Below are 20,294 nucleotides of genomic sequence, written 5' to 3' on the forward strand. Positions count from 1 at the left end.
TAATTAACCTTCTGATCCTGTTGCTTGTGCAACGGTGTGCATGTCCTTGTCGCCACGGCCTGAGAGATTGACCAAGATGGTTTTATCTTTTGGCAAAGTCTTAGCAAGCTTGCAGGCATAAGCAATCGCATGGGAAGACTCTAGCGCAGGAATGATGCCCTCAATTTGGCAACAGTCATGGAAAGCCTTGAGTGCTTCTTCATCCGTAATAGCCACATAGTCAGCACGACCAGAATCTTTCAACCAAGCATGCTCAGGACCAACACCTGGATAGTCCATGCCAGCAGAAACAGAATGCGTTTCCGAGATCTGACCATTCTCATCCTGAAGCAAGTAAGTGCGATTACCGTGCAATACACCTGGCTTACCAACACACAGTGCTGCTGAATGTAAACCACTACCCAGACCATGGCCTGCAGCCTCTACACCGACTAATTTCACTTCCGGAAAATCAATGTAGGGATAGAAAATACCCATAGCATTTGAGCCGCCGCCAACGCAAGCTAATACAAAGTCTGGTTGACGACCAGTCATCTCTGGCATTTGTACTTTGCACTCTTCACCAATCACGCTTTGGAAATCACGCACCATCATCGGATAAGGATGCGGACCTGCAACGGTACCGATGATGTAAAAAGTGTTATCTACATTGGTCACCCAATCGCGCATCGCTTCATTCAGTGCATCTTTTAAGGTTTTGGTTCCAGACTCAACGGGAACTACCTTGGCACCTAGTAACTTCATCCGAAATACGTTTTGTGCTTGACGCGCTACATCTACAGAACCTTGATACACAGTACAGTCCAGACCAAAGCGCGCGCAAATCGTGGCAGTAGCAACACCGTGTTGCCCTGCTCCTGTCTCGGCGATGATGCGTGGCTTACCCATGCGCTTGGCGAGCATCGCTTGACCAATGACATTATTAATCTTATGGGCACCAGTGTGGTTTAAGTCTTCACGCTTGAGATAGATCTGTGCGCCGCCGAGCATTTCGCTCCAACGCTTCGCATGATAGACCGGTGAAGGCCTACCGACAAAGTGTTTCAGTTCGTAGTGGAACTCTTCAATGAACTCAGGATCATGTTGATATTTTGCATAGGCTTCTTTGAGCTCATCTAATGCATACATCAATGTCTCAGAAACAAACACACCGCCATAAGGACCGAAGTGTCCTCGTGCATCTGGCTTGTCGTACATAGCTACCTCTTTTGATTTATCTACAGCAAATTATTGGGATGATGCTTTCGCATCTGCTGCGCGCACTGCTTTTACAAAATCAGCCATGAGCGCAGGATCTTTGACACCCCTGCTGCTTTCTACGCCACTAGAGACGTCAACTGCGCAAGGATGCAGGCGTGCAATTGCCTCGCCCACGTTGTGCGTGTTCAATCCACCACTTAAAACGACCCGAGGCGCGTTTTCGCTTACCCATGTTTGTGGAATTCCTTGCCAATCAAAAGGAACGCCTCCGCCACCATAACCCTCAACGAGAGCATCCAGCAGAAAAGCGTTTGCATCCCTATATTGTAGGGAAAAATCATCAAAAGCGAACTGGGCTCCTACACGCGCCGCCTTTATCCAAGGCTGGCCTTGTGCCAACTGCACGCATCTTTGCGGGGTCTCATCCCCATGAAACTGCCATAAGGTGATTGCAGCCGCAGCGCGGATAGCGGCAAACTCCTCATCTGAAGCATTGACTACCAATCCAACCGCGTCTACCCCCGCTGGGAGCCTAGAAATCAGTTGGGCGGCAATATTAGGGCTTACGGCTCGGGCACTGGGAGGGTAAAAGACAAATCCAACGGCATCGACTCCAGCCGAAACAGCAGCATCAATATCCGCTGAGGTCTTTAAACCACAGATTTTGACCCGGGTCCGCCCCGGCGAGTGTGTCAATAAGCCCATAGATCAATGATAAGGCTTTCGGGAGCCTATTTCCCGGTGACCCGATCTGGCAACCAAGAGTTTTTTAGCCAAGGGGCAGGAATCTCAAATTCCGGTGGATAAGCAATTTTGCTTAAATACAGGCCATCCGGCATAAAGGTAGGTGCAGCAAGATGGCGGTCCTTTGCAGCTAATAGTTGCGCCATCCATTCTGGCTTTTGCCTACCCCGCCCTATTTGCAAAAAACTACCGACCAGATTACGTACCATGTGATGCAAGAATGCATTACCACGAATCACAAAATACAACCAAGGTTCTGCAGAAATGATGTCAATCGCATACATCGTTTTGACTGGGGTCTTGCTTTGACACTCGGAAGATCTAAATGATGTGAAGTCATGTTCACCAATGAGACATTGGGCTGCTTCTTTCATGGCATCTAGATCGAACCATTGATTCGGTGGCAACATCACATAACCTGCACGCGCATCGATCATGGGTGAACGGCAAGGGCCTGCATGCAATGCATAAATATAGGTTCGCTCAAATGCAGAGAAGCGGGCACTAAATTCTTCGGGGACGACCTTAGCCCAATTCACCACAATAGATCCGGGCAAAAAAGAATTCACCCCCCTCACCCAAGAAAAATCTTCACGCTCAACCTGAGCATCAAAATGAACTACCTGTCCGAGAGCATGAACTCCAGCATCTGTTCTACCGGCAGTAATGGTTTGTACCGGAAAGCCTTTGGCCTCTTCACCAATAAAAGCCGTAATTGCTTTTTCTAGTTCTGCTTGTACGGTATTTTGATTGTGCTGAACTTGCCATCCAGCATAAGGACTACCATCATATTGGAGACCGAGCGCTATACGCATCGCTCACACCTAAGTCTGACGATGTGAAAGTTCTGACAATAAGCCTTGCGCTTCAATCGTAATGGCTGGATCTACCGAGCTGCTAGAACGAATAATGTCCTCTAAAGACTTCTTCGCTGCCGAGAAATCTTCAATCGTGATGTAAGCGCGAGCCAGATTCAGTTTGACACGCAAGGTATCTGTCAAAGGATTGTTGTCTGGCGCAACTTCGGGAGACGGCTCTTTCGGTGGTTTAGAAAGATCAAGATCGATCCCTGAAAATAATGTCTTGGCACGCTCAGGCATTTCAAAATGGGGTGCAGGGGTAGGCTTCTGGGGGTCTAGATCTTTCTCCTCAAATGAAGCCGATTCTGAGCTACGGGCGTTACGCGCCAAAACCCAAAGTAAAAGTCCAGTGAATGCAATTAAACCGATCGCCAAAGCGGCTGGTCCAAAACCACCCAAGCCATAATTATTTTCAGCTGATTTTTTTTCTTTGGATTTTTCCAAGAGGCGCTGTAAGTCAGCAATATTCTTTTGCAGTTCTGCAACACGCGCTTTAGCTTGTTCTAGTTCTTTTTCTTGTGCGACTAAGTCTTCTGTGTAACGACGCTCCTCAGCACTACCTTCTGCACTGGAGCCAATTTTCAAGCGATCTTTTGCAGCATTCTCAGCAGCTTTATTTTTTCCACCCTTACTAGAACCATCTACACCTTTATCGCCTTTACCACCCTTCTCAGAGCGCCACTGCTCATTAGCATCAGCCACGAACTGATTGGCTTCAACAGGACTAATGGAGCGCAAGAGTGCTTGACTTGGTTTATTCAGCTCGGCTCCAGAAATTAATCTATTCACACTACCGCTGGCAAACGCATCAGGATTTGCTTTATATAAAGCCAGCATGGTCTGATCTAAGCTAGCGCCCTCTAGGCGTGGTGCCATGATGGTGGCAATTTCAGAAAGACTTTGACCGGGTTTTACAGTCACCTTCTGCGTATCACCTAAGAGGAAGGTATATGTTTTAGTGAGACTTCCACTTGACCAATTCATCTTCACTAAGACATCTAGGAATGGATCATCAGTGATTGGTACAGGATTTACGGTTTCTACTAAAACCATCAACTGCTCTTGACGATTTCGATAAATCATTACTTGCGGATTCAAATCCAGAATTTTTTGCGAGATCCCCAGTTTTTCGAAGGCCGTCTTACCTGGAAGTTCAACAGTAAGGGATGGCAATGCATCCTTTTCGTCCACTCCACTTCTAATGGGAATTTCAACGCGTAAGGGCTCACCAGGTACTGACTGTAATTTAGGAACGCCCAAATGAATCGCGCTGGCCGCACAGGACCAACTGAGCAAAGTAAAGCAAATTACTTTGAGCAATCTCGATTGGTCAAGACCTAGCATCTATGTAATTACCTCTCCAGTAAGATTCTGAGCATGCGGCGCAAGGGCTCAGCTGCTCCCCATAATAGCTGATCGCCGACGGTAAATGCACCTAAATACTCTGGACCCATCGCCAATTTATGCAAACGTCCGATAGGTACTGTTAAGGTACCGCTAACGGCTGCTGGCGATAAATCACGCTCAGTTATTTCACGATCATTAGGCACGACTTTTACCCACTGACTATCGTTTGCCAAGATCGTTTCAATCTCCTGGAGGGGAACATCTTTCTTCAACTTCACTGTCAAGCCCTGGGAATGGCAGCGCATCGCTCCAACCCGCACACATATCCCATCAACTGGAATGCTGCCAGGAGTCCGGAATGCAGGGCGACCTAAGATCTTATTGAACTCAGCGCCACCCTTCCACTCTTCTTTGGTTTGCCCAAGCTCGAGAGGTACGTCGATCCACGGAATCAAACTTCCAGCTAAAGCAGTATTACGGAAATTCTGTTTCGGAAAATCGGGTGATCGTAAGGTTTCAGTCACCTTACGATCAATATCCAAAATCCAGGAAGATGGATCTGCCAATTCTGCAGCCACGCTGTCACGCAAAGCACCCATTTGCAATAGTAACTCGCGCATATTTTGAGCGCCTGCACCAGAAGCTGCTTGATAAGTCATGGCACTAATCCACTCAACCATGTCAGCCTTCACTAAACCACCCATAGCCATCATCATTAAACTGACTGTGCAGTTACTACCGATCCAATTTTTTCCACCCGCAGCTAATGCCTTATCAATCACGGGACGATTCACTGGATCGAGAATCAATACAGCATCATCTTTCATGCGCAATGCGCTAGCAGCATCAATCCAGTGACCACTCCAACCAGCCGCACGCAGCTTGGGGAAGATCTCATTGGTGTAATCACCACCCTGGCAAGTCAAAATGATGTCACAACGGGACAATGCCTTGATGTCATTGGCATCTTGCAAAGTACTTTCACTCTTGGTGACTTTTTTACCATTGAGCAAGGGAACTTCGCCGCCTACTTGGCTCGTGCTAAAGAAAATCGGCTCGATCAAATCAAAATCTTTCTCGGCGAGCATGCGCTCCATCAGAACACTGCCAACCATTCCGCGCCAGCCAACTAAACCTACCAACGGTGTTTTTGTATTTGCCATGATTTAACTACCTAGTGAAAATATTGACTTATTTATCCAGCGAGTGCCGCAACTACTGCATCACCCATTTGTACAGTAGATACCTTTTGAGTGCCTTCTGTATAAATATCAGCAGTACGTAAGCATTGTGCCAACACTTTTTGTACTGCTTTTTCAATCCGGTCAGCTTCTGCAGGCATACCCAAGGAATAACGCAACATCATGGCTACAGACAAAATCGTTGCCAAAGGATTAGCAATCCCTTGACCAGCAATATCAGGCGCAGAGCCGTGGCTTGGCTCATACAAGCCTTTGTTGTTCTTATCCAATGACGCAGAAGGCAACATGCCAATCGAGCCTGTGAGCATCGCTGCTTCGTCCGACAGAATGTCACCGAACAGATTACCGGTCACGACTACATCAAATGCTTTAGGCGCCTTCACCAATTGCATTGCTGCGTTATCGACATACATGTGGGATAACTCAACATCAGGATAGTCTTTAGAAACCCGAATCATGACTTCGCGCCACAACTGCGAAGTCTCTAATACGTTCGCTTTATCCACGCTGCACACTTTTTTACCGCGCTTGCGTGCCGCTTCAAATGCAACGCGACCAATCCGCTCTACTTCTGGCTCGCTGTAATGCATGGTGTCATAACCTTCACGAGCACCTTTAAATAATGGCAACTCTGAGCTACGAATACCGCGAGGTTGACCAAAGTAAATATCGCCATTGAGTTCACGCACAATCAAAATATCCAAGCCACCAATAATTTCAGGTTTGAGGCTGGATGCTGCTGTGAGTTCTGGATAGCAAATCGCTGGCCTAAAGTTAGCAAACAATTCTAAGTGTTTACGTAATCCTAAGATGGCCTGCTCTGGGCGAAGTTCACGAGCAAGCGTGTCGTATTTCCAATCACCGACTGCGCCAAACAAAATAGCGTCAGCTTTTTTTGCCAACTCTAAAGTCGCTGGCGGCAAAGGATGTCCAGCCACGTCATAGGCAGCGCCACCCACAGGAGCTTCCTCTAGATCAAACTTTGGGCCTAACGCTTGAAGAACGCGAACGGCTTGAGCAACAATTTCCGGGCCGATCCCATCGCCCGGGAGAACTGCAATTTTCATGAAAGGCCTTTAAATCAACGAATTACGGCAATTGTGTCGCAAGCCAAGGCATCTTGAGGATGCGCTCAGCTTCATAAGCCTTGATTTTATCTGCATGACGCAGAGTTAAGCCAATATCGTCCAAACCGTTGAGGAGGCAATACTTCCTAAAGGGGGCTACCTCAAAGCTATAGGCGCTGCCGTCAGGGGCGATAACCTGTTGAGCGTCTAGGTCAATTGTCAGTTGATAACCACTAAAAGCCATCGTCTCGTTAAAGAGGTGATCTACCTGCATTTCGGTCAAAACGATGGGTAAAACACCATTTTTGAAGCAGTTGTTATAGAAAATATCGGCAAAGCTAGGGGCAATCACGGCCCTGAAGCCAAATTGGTCTAAAGCCCATGGCGCATGTTCACGCGAACTACCGCAACCAAAATTCTTACGAGCCAAGAGAATGCCGGCGCCTTTGTAGCGCGGCTGATTGAGCACAAAGTCAGGGTTAATTGGACGAGTACTGCAATCTTGACCAGGTTCGCCATGGTCTAAATAACGCCATTCATCGAATAAGTTCTGACCAAAGCCCGTTTTCTTGATGGACTTTAAAAACTGCTTCGGAATGATGGCATCGGTATCCACGTTCTCACGATTTAGTGGAGCAACTAAACCTTTGTATACCGTAAATTTTTCCATGACTCTGACTCTATCTATATTTTTTGTTTACTTCACAGGGGTAATGACAACGTCCTTACCCTTAGTTTGAGATTGATTCTGCTGAGTAGAATTTGCACCGGATCCGCCCATGGCGCTACCCATGGTTTGCAAATCTTTGCCCATGCCTTCCATGGTATTACTGCAAGCAGAGATGATCACACCTGCAATGCCAACGATGGCTAATCGAGAAATCAATGAGACTGAAGAAAATTTCATCTGGATTACCTTTATGAAATCTTACGAACATCAACAAAATGGCCCTCAATCGCCGCAGCAGCCGCCATTGCCGGACTGACCAAATGGGTGCGACCGCCATTACCTTGACGACCTTCGAAGTTACGATTCGATGTAGAGGCACAACGCTCACCAGGCTCTAAGCGATCAGCATTCATGGCTAAACACATAGAGCAACCGGGCTCGCGCCATTCAAAGCCAGCAGCTTTAAAAATGCGATCTAAGCCTTCCCGCTCTGCTTGGGCTTTCACCAAACCAGAACCAGGAACTACCAATGCCAGCTTCACATTAGCAGCTACTTTCTTGCCAATGCGATCCACCACTTTTGCAGCAGCCCGAATATCTTCAATGCGGCTATTAGTGCAGGAACCAATAAATACTTTATCCACAGAAATACTGCTCAGTGGCGTATTCGGAATGAGATTCATATATTCCAAAGCACGCTCCATCGCAGAGCGCTTGTTTGGATCACGCTCTTTTTCCGGATCAGGAACACGGTCGCTGATAGCAAGCACCATCTCAGGAGAGGTACCCCAAGTGACTTGTGGAGCGATTTCTTCTGCACGCAATTCCACTACCGCATCAAACTGGGCATCTGCATCCGAATGCAATGTTCTCCAATACTGCATTGCTTGCAATAGGGCTTGACCTTGAGGAGCATAAGGGCGACCTTGAATGTATTCAATCGTAGTTTCATCCACAGCCACCAAACCAGATCTTGCGCCACCTTCAATCGCCATATTGCAGAGGGTCATACGACCTTCCATAGACAAATTCCGAATCGCTTCACCAGCAAACTCGATACAGTAACCAGTGCCACCTGCAGTGCCAATCTTACCGATCACCGCCAAGACGATATCCTTAGCTGTAGAACCGGGTTGCAAACGGCCATCTACCCGCACCAACATGTTCTTACTCTTTTTCATGAGCAAGGTTTGAGTGGCCAAGACGTGCTCCACTTCCGATGTGCCAATACCAAATGCCAAGGCACCAAATGCGCCATGCGTGCTGGTATGTGAATCACCGCAGACAACAGTCATGCCAGGTAAGGTTGCACCCTGTTCTGGTCCAATCACGTGAACAATCCCTTGGCGAGCATCATTCATCTTGTATTGGGTAATACCAAATGCATCACAGTTTTGATCTAAGGTGTCGACTTGCAGCTTAGATATAGGATCTGCAATTCCTGCCGAGCGGTCTGTGGTTGGAACGTTGTGATCCGAAACAGCCAAGTTGGCGGAGATGCGCCATACCGGACGACCAGCCAGATTCAAGCCTTCAAATGCCTGAGGGCTGGTTACCTCATGGAGCAACTGACGGTCAATATAGATCGTGGCTGTGCCATCCCCTTCCGAGTAAACAACGTGGTCATCCCACAATTTGTCATAAAGCGTACGAGACATGAGTGCCCTTAAAACCTTTATTTACGAACGGAAATGTTAGGAACCTTACGTGAAGTTTCACCAACATATAACTGACGTGGACGTCCAATCTTGTACTCGGAATCCGTAATCATTTCTTCCCACTGAGCAATCCAGCCAACTGTTCTTGCTAACGCAAAAATACAAGTGAACATATCCGTTGGGATACCCAGTGCGCGCTGCACAATACCTGAGTAGAAGTCCACGTTTGGATAGAGCTTGCGGCTCACAAAATACTCGTCTTCCAAGGCAATCTTCTCTAGGGTCATCGCTAGCTTGAACAATGGATCATCTTGCAGGCCGAGTTCATTTAAAACCTCATAGCAAGTCTCACGCATTAATTTAGCGCGTGGATCGAAGTTTTTGTAAACGCGGTGACCAAAGCCCATCAAACGTACGCTCGAGTTCTTGTCTTTCACCTGGGCGATGAACTCATGAATCTTATCCACGCCGCCTTGTGCTTGAATATCATTCAACATTTGCAAGCAAGCTTCGTTAGCACCACCGTGGGCAGGACCCCAGAGGCAAGCAATGCCAGCAGAAATAGCGGCAAACGGGTTGGTACCTGAAGAACCGCACAAACGAACGGTTGAGGTAGAGGCATTTTGCTCATGATCTGCATGCAAGATAAAGATGCGATCCAAAGCGCGAACTAAAACTGGGTTTACTTTGTACTCTTCACACGGCGTAGCAAACATCATGCGCATGAAGTTTGCGGTGTATGACAAAGAGTTATCTGGATAGATAAAAGGTTGTCCTACGGAGTACTTGTACGACATTGCCACTAAGGTTGGCATCTTCGCAATCAAACGAATCTGCGCCACTTCACGTGCATAGGAATCGCTGTAATCAATCTCATCATGGTAGAACGCAGCCATGGCACCAACCAAACCAGTTAACACAGACATGGGATGGGCATCGCGACGGAAACCGCGCAAGAAGAATTGCATTTGCTCGTGGACCATGGTGTGGTGAATCACCATTTGATCGAAATCTTTTTTCTCGGTCGCGTTGGGCAATTGGCCATTAATCAAAAGGTAGCAAACCTCTAAGAAGTCGCAGTTCGCAGCCAAATCATCAATCGGGTAACCACGATAGAGCAACTCGCCTTTGTCACCATCGATGTAGGTAATTTTGCTATTGCAGGATGCGGTAGATAGAAAGCCTGAGTCGTAAGTGAACTTACCAGTTTGACCATAGAGCTTGCGAATATCGATGACATCAGGACCAACCGTGCCTTTATAAATTGGCAGATCAATATCTGGTGTTCCATCCGAAAACGAGAGTTTTGCCTTGATGTCCGATTCAATCATTTCTAATCCTTAGTCATTCAAAATTATGATTAATACACTATTCGATCACACGCTTGCACTACTACTTGCACCAAAAGACTGAATTACCTCTCTCTCAGCTTTTGTAAAACTGTTTTAAAGGAGTCAGACTGCATCTCCTGCTCCAGTCCAGCCACCGAATCTTTACGACCGATTAATAAATCCATCAGGTCATTGTCATCTAAGGCCAATAACTGGCTCAATACTTTGCCATCTTCCACGCTTAACTGAGCGCCGTAACGCTCAAAGAAACGCTGCAGAATTAAATCGTTCTCTAGCAAGCCCCTGCGAGCATCACTTTTTAAGCGATATAACTCTGCATTACCGAGGGTCATACTGCCCTACGAACCATCAACTCCTTGATCTTACCAATCGCCTTAGTTGGATTCAAATGCTTAGGACATACATCCACGCAATTCATAATAGTGTGGCAACGGAATAAGCGGTATGGATCTTCCAAGTTATCCAAGCGCTGACTGGTCTCTTCATCCCGACTATCAGCAATAAAGCGATAGGCCTGCAACAAACCTGCAGGGCCCACAAACTTATCAGGATTCCACCAGAAAGAGGGGCATGAGGTTGAGCAAGATGCGCACAGAATGCACTCATACAAGCCGTTCAACTCTTCACGCTCTTCAGGGCTCTGCAAACGCTCTTTCTCTGGCGGTGGATTGTCGTTTACCAAATAAGGCTTGATAGACAAATACTGTTTGAAGAACAAAGTCATGTCGACGATCAAATCACGTACGACTGGCAAGCCAGGTAATGGACGCAATGTGATGACCTTAGGCAAAGTCAACATATTGGTCAAGCAAGCCAAACCATTTTTACCGTTGATGTTCATTGCATCTGAACCACATACACCCTCACGGCATGAGCGGCGATACGAGATGGTTTCATCTTGTTTCTTCAAAGAGATCAAGGCGTCCAACAACATACGCTCACCAGTAAGCTCTAACTCATAGCACTGCATTCGTGGTGCTGCATCGACATCTGGATCGTAGCGGTAAATTTCAAATATACGGATATCACTCATCTTCTATCTCTCTTACTTAGAAAGTACGTTCTTTTGGAGGAACTGAATCAACAGTCAATGGTTTCAATTGGACTGGCTTGTAGTCCAAACGATTGCCTTCGCTATACCAAAGAGTGTGTTTCATCCAGTTGTCATCATCGCGATGCTGGTGATCGTCATGCGAGTGTGCGCCACGACTTTCTTTGCGAGCTGCCGCAGAAATCATGGTTGCGTTTGCTGTCTCAACCAAGTTAGCCACTTCCAAAGCTTCAATACGGGCGGTATTAAAAATCTCAGACTTATCTTTAACCCACAAGTTCTTTGCACGCTCGGTGAGTTTCGCCATTTGACGAACTCCTTCATCCATTAACTCTTGGTTACGGAATACACCGGCGTATTTCTGCATCGTTTTACGAATATCGTTAGCGACATCTTGTGCATACTCGCCAGAATGAGAGTTATCCAACTTCGCAATACGCTCCAAGGTTTGCTGACCCGCATTCGCAGGTAATTTCTTGAACTCACGATTCTTAAGATTCAAACCAACGATGTGGTTACCTGCTGCACGACCGAATACCAAGAGGTCGAGTAATGAATTAGTACCTAAGCGGTTTGCGCCGTGCACAGAAACGCATGAGCACTCACCAATGGCATACAAACCATGAACGACTTCATTGTGTTTGCCATTTGCTGGAACAACCACTTGACCATTGATATTGGTTGGAATGCCACCCATCTGGTAATGAATCGTTGGCACAACAGGGATTGGCTCTTTAGTGACGTCAACGTTTGCGAAGTTCATACCGATTTCATAAACCGAAGGTAAACGCTTCATGATGGTCTCGGCACCAATGTGCGTCAAATCCAGCACAACATAGTCACCGTTAGGACCGCAACCGCGCCCCTCTTTGATTTCTTGATCCATACACCGCGATACGAAATCGCGTGGAGCCAAATCCTTATAGGTTGGCGCATAACGTTCCATGAAACGCTCGCCATCTTTATTACGCAAGATGCCACCTTCACCGCGGCAACCTTCAGTTAACAACACACCTGCCCCAGCTACACCAGTTGGGTGGAATTGCCAGAACTCCATATCTTCCAATGGAATACCTGCGCGAGCTGCAAGTCCCATACCGTCACCGGTATTAATAAAGGCATTAGTCGATGCATCCCAAATACGACCTGCACCACCAGTAGCCAACATCACAATCTTGGCTTCCAAGATGTATACCTGACCTGTTTCCATTTCAAGGGCAGTAACACCAACCACATCACCCTCGTCATCACGGATCAAGTCGAGCGCTAACCACTCTACGAAGAAGTTCGTTTTAGCGCGGACGTTACGTTGATACAAGGTATGCAACATGGCGTGACCAGTGCGGTCAGCGGCAGCACAAGCACGTTGTACTGGTTTCTCGCCGTAGTTTGCGGTGTGACCGCCAAATGGACGCTGATAAATCGTGCCATCTGGATTGCGATCGAAAGGCATACCGAAATGCTCTAACTCATAAACCACTTTTGGCGCTTCACGACACATGAACTCGATCACGTCCTGGTCACCTAACCAGTCAGATCCTTTGATGGTGTCATAAAAGTGATAGTGCCAATTGTCTTCACTCATGTTACCCAATGAAGCACCAATACCACCTTGCGCAGCTACTGTATGTGAACGGGTTGGGAAGACTTTAGTTAATACCGCCACATTGAGGCCGGCTTCCGCTAACTGTAATGAAGCACGCATACCCGAGCCACCCGCCCCAATAATGACCGCATCAAAACGGCGGCGTGGCAATGATTTTTGAATCGCAGTCATCGAATTACACTTTCCACAAAATTTGAACGGCATAAGCCGCACAGGCTACGAGATATAGAACGGTTAACACTTGCAGTGTCAAACGAATACTGACGGGCTTGATGTAATCCATCCAGATGTCACGCACGCCAATCCAAGCGTGATAGAACAAGCCAAAGAAAGCCAAAAAAGTCAGCAACTTCATGAACTGATTACTAAACAGACCAGCCCAACCCTCGTAGCTAGCACTACCAGTTACGCAGTAGTCGACTAGCAAGACAACCGTAAATACCACCATCACAATCGCAGTAACGCGTTGGATGATCCATTCTTTAAGTCCGTAATGAGCACCAACTACTAAGCGCTTTGGTCCAATTTGATAAATAGGCATGAAATTTCCTTAAATAATGAGCGCTTAGTACAAGTCAAACAATTTGAGACCCACTACAGCAGTGAGAGCGATACCAAGCACCAACACGATGATGGCGGAACGATTGGACTCAGACTTCTCTACGCCGATTTCTAAATCGAGCAAGAGGTAGCGAATACCAGCACAGAAATGATGTAAGAAAGACCAGATCAAACCGAGGCAAATGATTTTTACCAAGATGTTGCTGGTGAAGGCTTGAAATTTCTGATAGCTCACCTCAGAAGCCAGACTTTGGTCGAAGAGGTACAAAATGAATGGCAACAAGAGGAATAAGGCTGCCCCACTAATACGGTGAAGGATGGAGACTTTTCCGGCCCAAGGCAGGCGATATTTAATCAACTGGGCCAGACCAATATTGCGATAAACCTGTCGATCTTTTTTTACATTTTGCTGTGCTTCAACCATGGGTAATCTCTATCTTTAGGTGGAGGTTCAGTTTGATTTTGTTGTGTCGCAACATATTCTATTGGAAACCTTGAGGCTATTGGGAGTTTTTAAGGGTTTATAGGGGTTTAAAGGGGGTTTTACGGATAAGTTCAGTTCAATTTGTTTTCGTAATGTTGCTCAGCGGTGTCGTATCTTGCGTGTCGAATTTCTACTGGTTTACTGCCATATGTGAACGCCACCCGCTCTACCGAAAGCAATGGGGCGCCTACTGCCAATTGGAGGTGCTTAGCCAGAGTCTCATCGGCCGCAATTGCTTTGATTTTTTCCTCAGCGCGCACCATGTGAGTAGCGTACTGGCTCTCATATAGAGCGTAAACTGGCCCATGCCATTCATTCAGAGTATCCAGATTTAAATCTTTAAAGCGCGCTCCAGGCAGCCAAATCTCTTCATAAACAATGGCTTGCCCAGCAAAACTCTGAACACGATCAATGTAAATGACGGTGTCACCTGCCTTTAATTTCAGCAAACTGGCGACGTAGGCGCTTGCCTTAGTCTGCTGGCAAACCAAGAATCGGCTAGTGAGATGAAATTTCTCACCAGAATCAGGTGCCAAGCGTAAGAATCGGTATTGCCAATCGTCTTCTTGGTGGGTGGCTACATAGGTGCCCTTACCCTGGCGTCGCACCAATAAATTTTGTGCAGCCAGCTCATCTATCGCCTTGCGAACCGTGCCCTGACTAACGGCATAGCGAGCCGCTAACTCCATTTCACTGGGAATAGCCTCCCCTGGCAGCCACTCAGAGGCTTGCAAGCTAGCCAAAATCATTGCCTTAATCTGTTCGTACAGAGGGCTAAAAGAGGCAATCGGCAAATTTACTTCTGACAAATCGGCTCCAGCGGAAAGCAATTGGATAAAATTAAGTGTAATTCTAGTCTTGTATAAGACATCTTTGACAGTGTAAAGCGAAAGTTCCTACACTTGAATGGATAATAGAAAAGTTTCCTTAATTAACCTCTTAACCATCCTCTGGAGTTATTAGTAATGGCAAAAGCCCCAATGCGTGTCGCCGTAACCGGTGCAGCCGGTCAAATCGGATATTCCCTTTTATTCCGCATCGCCAATGGCGACCTTTTGGGCAAGGATCAGCCCGTCATTCTGCAATTACTCGAAATTCCAGACGAAAAAGCGCAAAAAGCATTGGGTGGCGTGATCATGGAGCTCGAAGATTGTGCATTCCCACTCTTGGCTGGCGTTACCGCTCACTCTGACCCCTTGACCGCATTTAAAGAGATTGATGTCGCCCTATTGGTTGGCGCACGTCCCCGTGGTCCCGGCATGGAGCGCAAAGATCTGCTCTCCGCTAACGCACAGATCTTCACTGCCCAAGGTAAAGCACTCAATGCAGTTGCCAAAAAGACTGTCAAGGTATTGGTGGTTGGCAACCCAGCAAACACGAACGCTTACATCGCCATGAAATCTGCACCAGATATTCCTGCGAAAAACTTTACCGCGATGTTGCGCCTTGATCACAACCGCGCGCTCTCGCAATTGGCTACTAAATTAAATAAACCCGTTGCTGGCATTGAGAAGTTAGTCGTTTGGGGTAATCACAGCCCAACCATGTACCCTGACTATCGCTTTGCAACGGTTGACGGCAAGTCAGTGAAAGATTCAATCAACGATGCAGCATGGAATAAAGATGTCTTTATTCCTACTGTGGGTAAGCGTGGTGCGGCGATTATTGATGCACGCGGTCTCTCTTCTGCAGCTTCCGCAGCCAATGCGGCAATTGACCACGTTCATGATTGGGTGCTCGGAACCAATGGCAAATGGGTCACCATGGGAATTGCTTCTAAAGGCGAATACGGTATCCCAGCTGAAGTGATTTATGGTTTCCCAGTGACATGTGAAAACGGCGAGTACAAAATGGTCGAAGGTTTAGAGATCGATGAGTTCTCACGCGAGCGCATGAATCACACCTTAAATGAATTGCTTGAAGAGCAAGCAGGCGTTAAGCACTTGCTTTCTTAATCCTCTTAGGAAAATACATGAACAAATCTCTTCTGTCCTTAAGCTTTGTATTTGCCGCCCTCATTGGCGTTACAAATGTGAGCGCTAGTGAAGAAGTATTTACGTGGACTTGCAGCGAGAGTAAGCAGTTCAAAACAACTGGCACTCTCGAGAAAGTTCGTCTGACTTGGGAAGCCAAGACTTACGACTTGAATCGTCAAACCTCATTGCCAGGTAGCTTGCGTTACAAGAACACTGACACTGGGCATGACCTGGTAGTGCTTGGCAATAAAGCCATGTTATTTAATATCAAGACGGGTAATCGCTTAGCTGATTTCTGCCAAACAGCTGAAATGAAATCTGGCAAATTGCCCCATTTGTTTGCTGGTGCAGAGCCTTTTGTTCAGAACTAAGTTTTAATAGCATCAAAGAAAAAAGCCGAGAGATCCTCGGCTTTTTTCTTTTTTATTACTCGGTTGATATCTTCGAGTTTGTTGTAACCACTTAATGAAAGAGTGGTTGCTGTGTTGGCGTATCTTCCGGCATTTCTGCATGCACGGCCTCACCAGATCGATCTGGAAAAAGAGGCGCGCCGCAATCGTCGCAGAGCTCTGGGTCAAATAGCATCGCATGACGAAATACATCTTCTACTCCTGCGTCATGCAAGGCATCACAGATTTTTTTAATCGGGCTCTCGTCATCCGATAAATCATTTAAGGCATCACTCGCCACGCTCTCACGATCATATAAAGGCCAAATCACACCATACATAATTTCGGAGGAACCCTTGACGCTAAAGGAGATGCGGTATTCATCGGCCTGCTCTTCACCAAAGGCACCAACCACGCAAGATAAGCCAGCAGGCAAGATGCCTAGCGTGCTTTCGAGGAAGTTAACACCAGCACGAATGCTTAATGGCCGCACATGTTTATCTGCCAAACGGCAGTTAGTAAAGTAGGCCTCCGGTAACAAGAGCTCAAACTCACATCCAGGCAGCATTGCTGCGAGTGGCTCTTGCATAGCGTTTTGCCACCCAATGAGACTGACACCACGCTCCTGTCTTGCCGGCGATTCTTCTTGCCATTTAAAAATGGGTGATCCGCTAGGTGCACTCAGTGCAGCAATAATGAAACGCGGATCAGCCAGAACTGCAATCGTCTCCGACATATCGCGCAACTCGAGTTTGACATCCTTGCCAGAGATGGCCGCAGTTGCCAATGCTTCAGTTAACACACGTGTTTGGCAATGAGAATGCGGCATTTGATCAATGCTGTAGAGCCAAGGAACAATCGCTAAACGCGTATCGGTAGCAGCGATTGAGGCATTTAATGCGCCAGCAGTCGCTTCAATAATGCTCGATGGCAAAGGACCCGAAGGAATTTGATAGCGGGTATGCGCTACGATGGGCATAGCCAATAACAACACATCCCACTCCTGGCCTTCGTGCTCCATCTTGAGGGACTCAGCAAGCGTTTCAGCGATATCCGCTAGGACTTCAAACGCTACGGTATTGATACGAAAGGTTTGATCCAAGGCGGCATCAATCACATTTTGGTTTTGACTTTTAAGCAAACGCATCAAGCGCACATTCAAGCGCTCCTCCCAAAAACGATCTTCAATCTGACTACCTGAAGCGGCTAGAGAGATAGCATCGGCCACCAGCTTTTCTACTTCTGGGGAACTGCGTTGAGAAGGTTTAGTGCGATGTACGGCCATTATTTTTTCTCTGCCCGTCTAAAAATGGGTTTATCTAGCTTAGATTCTGCAGCATAGTATTTATAACCATCCAAATTGAAACCTTTTAAATCTGCCGGATCGGTAATACGATTCTCCACCACATACCTAGCCATTAAGCCGCGAGCACGCTTCGCATAAAAAGAAATAATCTTGTACTTACCGTCTTTGCCATCCTGAAAGACGGGGGCTATCACCTGGCAACCCAACTCTTTGGGCTGCAAGACCTTGAAGTACTCTTCAGAAGCCAAGTTCAGTAAAACGGGCTTCTTTTGCTGATCCAAAATCTGCTTTAGGGAATCTGTCACCCTGCTGCCCCAAAAGGCATATAGATCTTTTCCCCTGGCGTTCTTAAAAGCGGTGCCCATTTCCAGGCGGTAGGCTTGCATCAAGTCAAGCGGCCTTAAGGCGCCATACAAGCCAGACAAAATACGAATGTGGTCTTGGGCAAAATCGACCGCCTTGGCGCTCAGCGTTTTGACATCAAAACCATCATAAACATCGCCATCGAATGCATAGATCGCTGGCTTGCTATTTTCAGCCGTGAATTTTTTAGACCAATCTCGATAGCGCCCCACATTTAAGGTAGCCAGTTGGTCAGACAAACCCATCAGTTTGGCGACGTCCTGAGGGGCTAACTTCTGGAGTTCGGCAATCAACTTAGCAGATTCTGAGACAAACTCAGGCAAGGTGGGCGCCTTGACCTTGACAGGGGTCTTGTAATCTAAGGATTTAGCGGGAGAAAGTACGATCAACATGGCACAATTTGTATATGTATTTCTTCCATTCTAGCGATTACCGGATTTATGCGCACAAAAGCGCTTTCGCGATCATCTAACCACTCTCTATTGACTTTATGAGCTCGCAAGACATTACCCCTTCCACCCCATCGTTTCCAAGCCGACTTCCGAATGTCGGTACAACGATTTTTACGGTGATGTCTGCGCTTGCCACCAAACATCAGGCTATTAATTTAGGTCAAGGCTTTCCGGACTTTCCCTGCGATCGCAATTTAATTGCCAAAGTGAATGGAGCGATGCTGGCTGATCACAATCAATATCCACCCATGATTGGGATTCCCGATTTACGCAATGGTATTCAACAGAAGATTCAAAACTTATATGGCCATCAATATGATGTTGAATCTGAAATCACTATCACTGCTGGTGGCACACAAGGAATTCTGACAAGCATTCTGGCTTGCGTGAGCCCTGGTGATGAAGTTGTCATCATCGAGCCTGCTTACGATAGCTATAGGCCTTCGATTGAATTAGCCGGTGGCAAAACGATTGCGGTTTCTCTAGAGGCAGTACGTGATGCTAATGGACAGGTTGCTTCATACAACATCCCATGGGATGCACTGCAAAAAGCAATCAATCCTCAGACTCGACTGCTGATGATCAATTCGCCGCATAACCCCACTGGCATGGTGTGGCAGAAGGCTGATTTAGATCGTCTAGCAAGCTTGTTACAGAACACCTCAACTCTTGTCTTGAGTGATGAAGTCTATGAACACATGGTCTACGATGGCGCTCACCATCATAGTGTTGCCTCCCATCCTGAATTAACTGCACGAAGTTTTTTAATCTCCAGTTTTGGTAAAACCTATCACGTCACTGGTTGGAAGGTAGGCTATGTCGCAGCACCCGCCCCACTGACAGCAGAGTTTCGCAAGGTTCATCAGTTCAATGTCTTCACTGTGAACACACCCATGCAATACGGTTTAGCTTCATACCTCTCCGAGGCATCGCACTACTTGAACCTCCCTACTTTTTATCAAGCCAAGCGAGATTTTTTCAAAGCAGGACTAGAGAAAACAAAATTCAAGTTACTACCAACACCGGGGACTTACTTTCAATGCGTTGATTACACGGCGCTGAATATTCCTGAAGCTAAATTACCAGAAGCTGAATTTTGCAAATGGTTAACTACTGAAGTTGGTGTTGCTGCCATTCCAGTTTCAGCATTTTATGAACAGCCTACGGAGTCAGGCGTGATTCGTTTTTGCTTTGCTAAGCAAGAGCAAACCTTATCTACTGCCTTAGAACGTTTACAAGCCTTATAAAAATCAAGGGAAGATCCATGACAATCAAGAAATCAAACGCCGCAAAAAAGGTAATTGATGTATACAGTTGGCCAACTCCCAATGGCCATAAAGTGCACATCATGCTAGAGGAATGTGGCTATCGCTTAGGTCGTGATTGGATTGCGCACCCAATTGATATTGGCGCTGGCGATCAATTTACCCCTGATTTTTTAAAAATCAGCCCTAACAATAAGATCCCTGCATTAGTTGATCCCTACGGTCCAGATGGCAAGCCCATCAGCATCTTTGAGTCCGGCGCCATCTTGCTTTACCTAGCCAGTAAGACTGGCAAGTTCTTACCTAAGACCATTCGTGGCAAATACGATGTCTTGCAATGGCTCATGTTCCAGATGGGTGGTCTAGGCCCTATGCTTGGCCAAAACCACCACTTTCGCTTGTATGCCCCTGAGAAAATTGAATATGCCATCAATCGCTATACCAATGAGGCAAAGCGTCTTTATGGGGTGCTAGATACTCAACTGAAAGATAATCCCTATATTGCCGGTAAAACGTATTCAATCGCTGATATGGCAATTTACCCCTGGACACGCAATTGGAAAAATCAGGGGATCGAGATCAACGATTACCCCAATTTCAAACGCTGGTTTGAGATGATTGGTAAACGGCCTGCTGTACAGCGCGGGTGTGAAGTACTCACCGCATTACGCAAACCTTTGCATGATGACAAGGCGAGAGAGCAGCTCTTTGGATCAACCCAGTATCAAAGAAGGAAATAAG

General features: G+C 46.8%; 22 protein-coding genes. 4 read left to right on the forward strand and 18 right to left on the reverse strand.

Translation table 11 applies throughout. The features are described from left to right. Positions 1-3: 3 nt before the first annotated feature. The 16 genes from trpB to C2756_RS06360 all read right to left on the reverse strand — a co-directional run bounded on the left by trpB (position 4) and on the right by C2756_RS06360 (position 14,611). Positions 4-1,197, reverse strand: coding sequence for a tryptophan synthase subunit beta (gene trpB, locus C2756_RS06285; protein WP_071465577.1), 1,194 nt, complete (start codon positions 1,195-1,197; stop codon positions 4-6). A gap of 30 nt (positions 1,198-1,227) precedes the next feature. Then, on the reverse strand, positions 1,228-1,905 hold the full coding sequence (locus C2756_RS06290; protein WP_215318082.1) for a phosphoribosylanthranilate isomerase: 678 nt from the start codon (positions 1,903-1,905) through the stop codon (positions 1,228-1,230). Positions 1,906-1,931: 26 nt separating this feature from the next. Then, entirely contained in the window at positions 1,932-2,759 is an 828-nt protein-coding gene (gene truA / locus C2756_RS06295; protein ID WP_215318090.1) for a tRNA pseudouridine(38-40) synthase TruA, read from the reverse strand. Between the two features lie 9 nt (positions 2,760-2,768). Further along, positions 2,769-4,100, reverse strand: a complete 1,332-nt coding sequence (locus C2756_RS06300) for a FimV/HubP family polar landmark protein (RefSeq protein WP_251372001.1) — start codon at positions 4,098-4,100, stop codon at positions 2,769-2,771. A 56-nt stretch (positions 4,101-4,156) separates the two neighbouring features. Further along, on the reverse strand, positions 4,157-5,314 hold the full coding sequence (gene asd, locus C2756_RS06305; RefSeq protein ID WP_215318092.1) for an aspartate-semialdehyde dehydrogenase: 1,158 nt from the start codon (positions 5,312-5,314) through the stop codon (positions 4,157-4,159). Between the two features lie 32 nt (positions 5,315-5,346). Continuing rightward, on the reverse strand, positions 5,347-6,420 hold the full coding sequence (leuB, locus tag C2756_RS06310; protein WP_215318094.1) for a 3-isopropylmalate dehydrogenase: 1,074 nt from the start codon (positions 6,418-6,420) through the stop codon (positions 5,347-5,349). A gap of 22 nt (positions 6,421-6,442) precedes the next feature. Continuing rightward, positions 6,443-7,090 carry a 3-isopropylmalate dehydratase small subunit gene (leuD, locus tag C2756_RS06315; protein ID WP_215294819.1) on the reverse strand — a complete coding sequence of 216 codons (648 nt, stop codon included), beginning with the start codon at positions 7,088-7,090 and terminating at the stop codon, positions 6,443-6,445. 27 nt (positions 7,091-7,117) lie between these two features. Further along, a complete protein-coding gene (locus C2756_RS06320; protein ID WP_215318096.1) occupies positions 7,118-7,327 on the reverse strand; it encodes a hypothetical protein in 210 nt (69 codons plus the stop codon). Between the two features lie 11 nt (positions 7,328-7,338). Further along, positions 7,339-8,748, reverse strand: a complete 1,410-nt coding sequence (gene leuC, locus C2756_RS06325; protein WP_215318098.1) for a 3-isopropylmalate dehydratase large subunit — start codon at positions 8,746-8,748, stop codon at positions 7,339-7,341. 17 nt (positions 8,749-8,765) lie between these two features. Then, complete coding sequence (gene gltA, locus C2756_RS06330) at positions 8,766-10,079, reverse strand: citrate synthase (RefSeq protein ID WP_215294825.1); 1,314 nt, start codon at positions 10,077-10,079, stop codon at positions 8,766-8,768. An 83-nt stretch (positions 10,080-10,162) separates the two neighbouring features. Continuing rightward, a complete protein-coding gene (locus C2756_RS06335) occupies positions 10,163-10,432 on the reverse strand; it encodes a succinate dehydrogenase assembly factor 2 (RefSeq protein WP_215318100.1) in 270 nt (89 codons plus the stop codon). Beyond that, positions 10,429-11,133, reverse strand: a complete 705-nt coding sequence (locus C2756_RS06340; protein ID WP_215318102.1) for a succinate dehydrogenase iron-sulfur subunit — start codon at positions 11,131-11,133, stop codon at positions 10,429-10,431. The genes C2756_RS06335 and C2756_RS06340 overlap by 4 nt, the downstream gene beginning before the upstream one ends. 16 nt (positions 11,134-11,149) lie before the next feature. Further along, positions 11,150-12,928, reverse strand: a complete 1,779-nt coding sequence (sdhA, locus tag C2756_RS06345; RefSeq protein WP_215318103.1) for a succinate dehydrogenase flavoprotein subunit — start codon at positions 12,926-12,928, stop codon at positions 11,150-11,152. 4 nt (positions 12,929-12,932) lie between these two features. Further along, the gene (sdhD, locus tag C2756_RS06350; RefSeq protein WP_215318105.1) at positions 12,933-13,298 is read right to left on the reverse strand and encodes a succinate dehydrogenase, hydrophobic membrane anchor protein; all 366 of its coding nucleotides are present in this window, start codon (positions 13,296-13,298) and stop codon (positions 12,933-12,935) included. A 24-nt stretch (positions 13,299-13,322) separates the two neighbouring features. Continuing rightward, positions 13,323-13,742 carry a succinate dehydrogenase, cytochrome b556 subunit gene (sdhC, locus tag C2756_RS06355; RefSeq protein WP_215294833.1) on the reverse strand — a complete coding sequence of 140 codons (420 nt, stop codon included), beginning with the start codon at positions 13,740-13,742 and terminating at the stop codon, positions 13,323-13,325. A 131-nt stretch (positions 13,743-13,873) separates the two neighbouring features. Continuing rightward, entirely contained in the window at positions 13,874-14,611 is a 738-nt protein-coding gene (locus C2756_RS06360) for a GntR family transcriptional regulator (protein ID WP_215318106.1), read from the reverse strand. Between the two features lie 156 nt (positions 14,612-14,767). Between C2756_RS06360 and C2756_RS06365 the strand changes: the two genes are divergently transcribed. Both C2756_RS06365 and C2756_RS06370 read left to right on the forward strand, forming a co-directional pair. After that, positions 14,768-15,757 carry a malate dehydrogenase gene (locus C2756_RS06365; protein WP_215294837.1) on the forward strand — a complete coding sequence of 330 codons (990 nt, stop codon included), beginning with the start codon at positions 14,768-14,770 and terminating at the stop codon, positions 15,755-15,757. A gap of 17 nt (positions 15,758-15,774) precedes the next feature. Continuing rightward, complete coding sequence (locus C2756_RS06370) at positions 15,775-16,149, forward strand: hypothetical protein (protein WP_215294839.1); 375 nt, start codon at positions 15,775-15,777, stop codon at positions 16,147-16,149. A gap of 91 nt (positions 16,150-16,240) precedes the next feature. Here the strand turns inward: C2756_RS06370 and C2756_RS06375 are convergent, their stop codons facing one another. After that, a complete protein-coding gene (locus C2756_RS06375; protein WP_215294840.1) occupies positions 16,241-17,452 on the reverse strand; it encodes a DUF2863 family protein in 1,212 nt (403 codons plus the stop codon). Continuing rightward, complete coding sequence (gene yaaA, locus C2756_RS06380; RefSeq protein WP_215318108.1) at positions 17,452-18,228, reverse strand: peroxide stress protein YaaA; 777 nt, start codon at positions 18,226-18,228, stop codon at positions 17,452-17,454. Before yaaA ends, C2756_RS06375 begins: the two co-directional genes overlap by 1 nt. Before the next feature lie 98 nt (positions 18,229-18,326). On the opposite strand from yaaA, the gene C2756_RS06385 reads away from it, so the two are divergent. After that, a complete protein-coding gene (locus tag C2756_RS06385; RefSeq protein WP_215318109.1) occupies positions 18,327-19,535 on the forward strand; it encodes a pyridoxal phosphate-dependent aminotransferase in 1,209 nt (402 codons plus the stop codon). A gap of 17 nt (positions 19,536-19,552) precedes the next feature. Continuing rightward, positions 19,553-20,293: a glutathione binding-like protein gene (locus tag C2756_RS06390; protein WP_215318110.1), complete on the forward strand. Its 741-nt coding sequence runs from the start codon at positions 19,553-19,555 to the stop codon at positions 20,291-20,293. Position 20,294 lies beyond the last annotated feature (1 nt).

The organism is Polynucleobacter sp. UB-Siik-W21 (assembly GCF_018687415.1).
Lineage (GTDB): Bacteria > Pseudomonadota > Gammaproteobacteria > Burkholderiales > Burkholderiaceae > Polynucleobacter.

What these genes read in the sequence shown, in the direction of transcription:
- leuD (WP_215294819.1), bottom strand. Translation starts at nt 7,090, where the DNA reads ATGGAAAAATTTACGGTATACAAAGGTTTAGTTGCTCCACTAAATCGT.
- asd (WP_215318092.1), bottom strand. Translation starts at nt 5,314, where the DNA reads ATGGCAAATACAAAAACACCGTTGGTAGGTTTAGTTGGCTGGCGCGGA.
- C2756_RS06340 (WP_215318102.1), bottom strand. Translation starts at nt 11,133, where the DNA reads ATGAGTGATATCCGTATATTTGAAATTTACCGCTACGATCCAGATGTC.
- leuB (WP_215318094.1), bottom strand. Translation starts at nt 6,420, where the DNA reads ATGAAAATTGCAGTTCTCCCGGGCGATGGGATCGGCCCGGAAATTGTT.
- C2756_RS06290 (WP_215318082.1), bottom strand. Translation starts at nt 1,905, where the DNA reads ATGGGCTTATTGACACACTCGCCGGGGCGGACCCGGGTCAAAATCTGT.
- gltA (WP_215294825.1), bottom strand. Translation starts at nt 10,079, where the DNA reads ATGATTGAATCGGACATCAAGGCAAAACTCTCGTTTTCGGATGGAACA.
- C2756_RS06385 (WP_215318109.1), top strand. Translation starts at nt 18,327, where the DNA reads ATGAGCTCGCAAGACATTACCCCTTCCACCCCATCGTTTCCAAGCCGA.
- C2756_RS06370 (WP_215294839.1), top strand. Translation starts at nt 15,775, where the DNA reads ATGAACAAATCTCTTCTGTCCTTAAGCTTTGTATTTGCCGCCCTCATT.
- C2756_RS06390 (WP_215318110.1), top strand. Translation starts at nt 19,553, where the DNA reads ATGACAATCAAGAAATCAAACGCCGCAAAAAAGGTAATTGATGTATAC.
- sdhC (WP_215294833.1), bottom strand. Translation starts at nt 13,742, where the DNA reads ATGGTTGAAGCACAGCAAAATGTAAAAAAAGATCGACAGGTTTATCGC.
- trpB (WP_071465577.1), bottom strand. Translation starts at nt 1,197, where the DNA reads ATGTACGACAAGCCAGATGCACGAGGACACTTCGGTCCTTATGGCGGT.
- C2756_RS06320 (WP_215318096.1), bottom strand. Translation starts at nt 7,327, where the DNA reads ATGAAATTTTCTTCAGTCTCATTGATTTCTCGATTAGCCATCGTTGGC.
- C2756_RS06375 (WP_215294840.1), bottom strand. Translation starts at nt 17,452, where the DNA reads ATGGCCGTACATCGCACTAAACCTTCTCAACGCAGTTCCCCAGAAGTA.
- leuC (WP_215318098.1), bottom strand. Translation starts at nt 8,748, where the DNA reads ATGTCTCGTACGCTTTATGACAAATTGTGGGATGACCACGTTGTTTAC.
- yaaA (WP_215318108.1), bottom strand. Translation starts at nt 18,228, where the DNA reads ATGTTGATCGTACTTTCTCCCGCTAAATCCTTAGATTACAAGACCCCT.
- C2756_RS06365 (WP_215294837.1), top strand. Translation starts at nt 14,768, where the DNA reads ATGGCAAAAGCCCCAATGCGTGTCGCCGTAACCGGTGCAGCCGGTCAA.
- sdhA (WP_215318103.1), bottom strand. Translation starts at nt 12,928, where the DNA reads ATGACTGCGATTCAAAAATCATTGCCACGCCGCCGTTTTGATGCGGTC.
- C2756_RS06335 (WP_215318100.1), bottom strand. Translation starts at nt 10,432, where the DNA reads ATGACCCTCGGTAATGCAGAGTTATATCGCTTAAAAAGTGATGCTCGC.
- truA (WP_215318090.1), bottom strand. Translation starts at nt 2,759, where the DNA reads ATGCGTATAGCGCTCGGTCTCCAATATGATGGTAGTCCTTATGCTGGA.
- sdhD (WP_215318105.1), bottom strand. Translation starts at nt 13,298, where the DNA reads ATGCCTATTTATCAAATTGGACCAAAGCGCTTAGTAGTTGGTGCTCAT.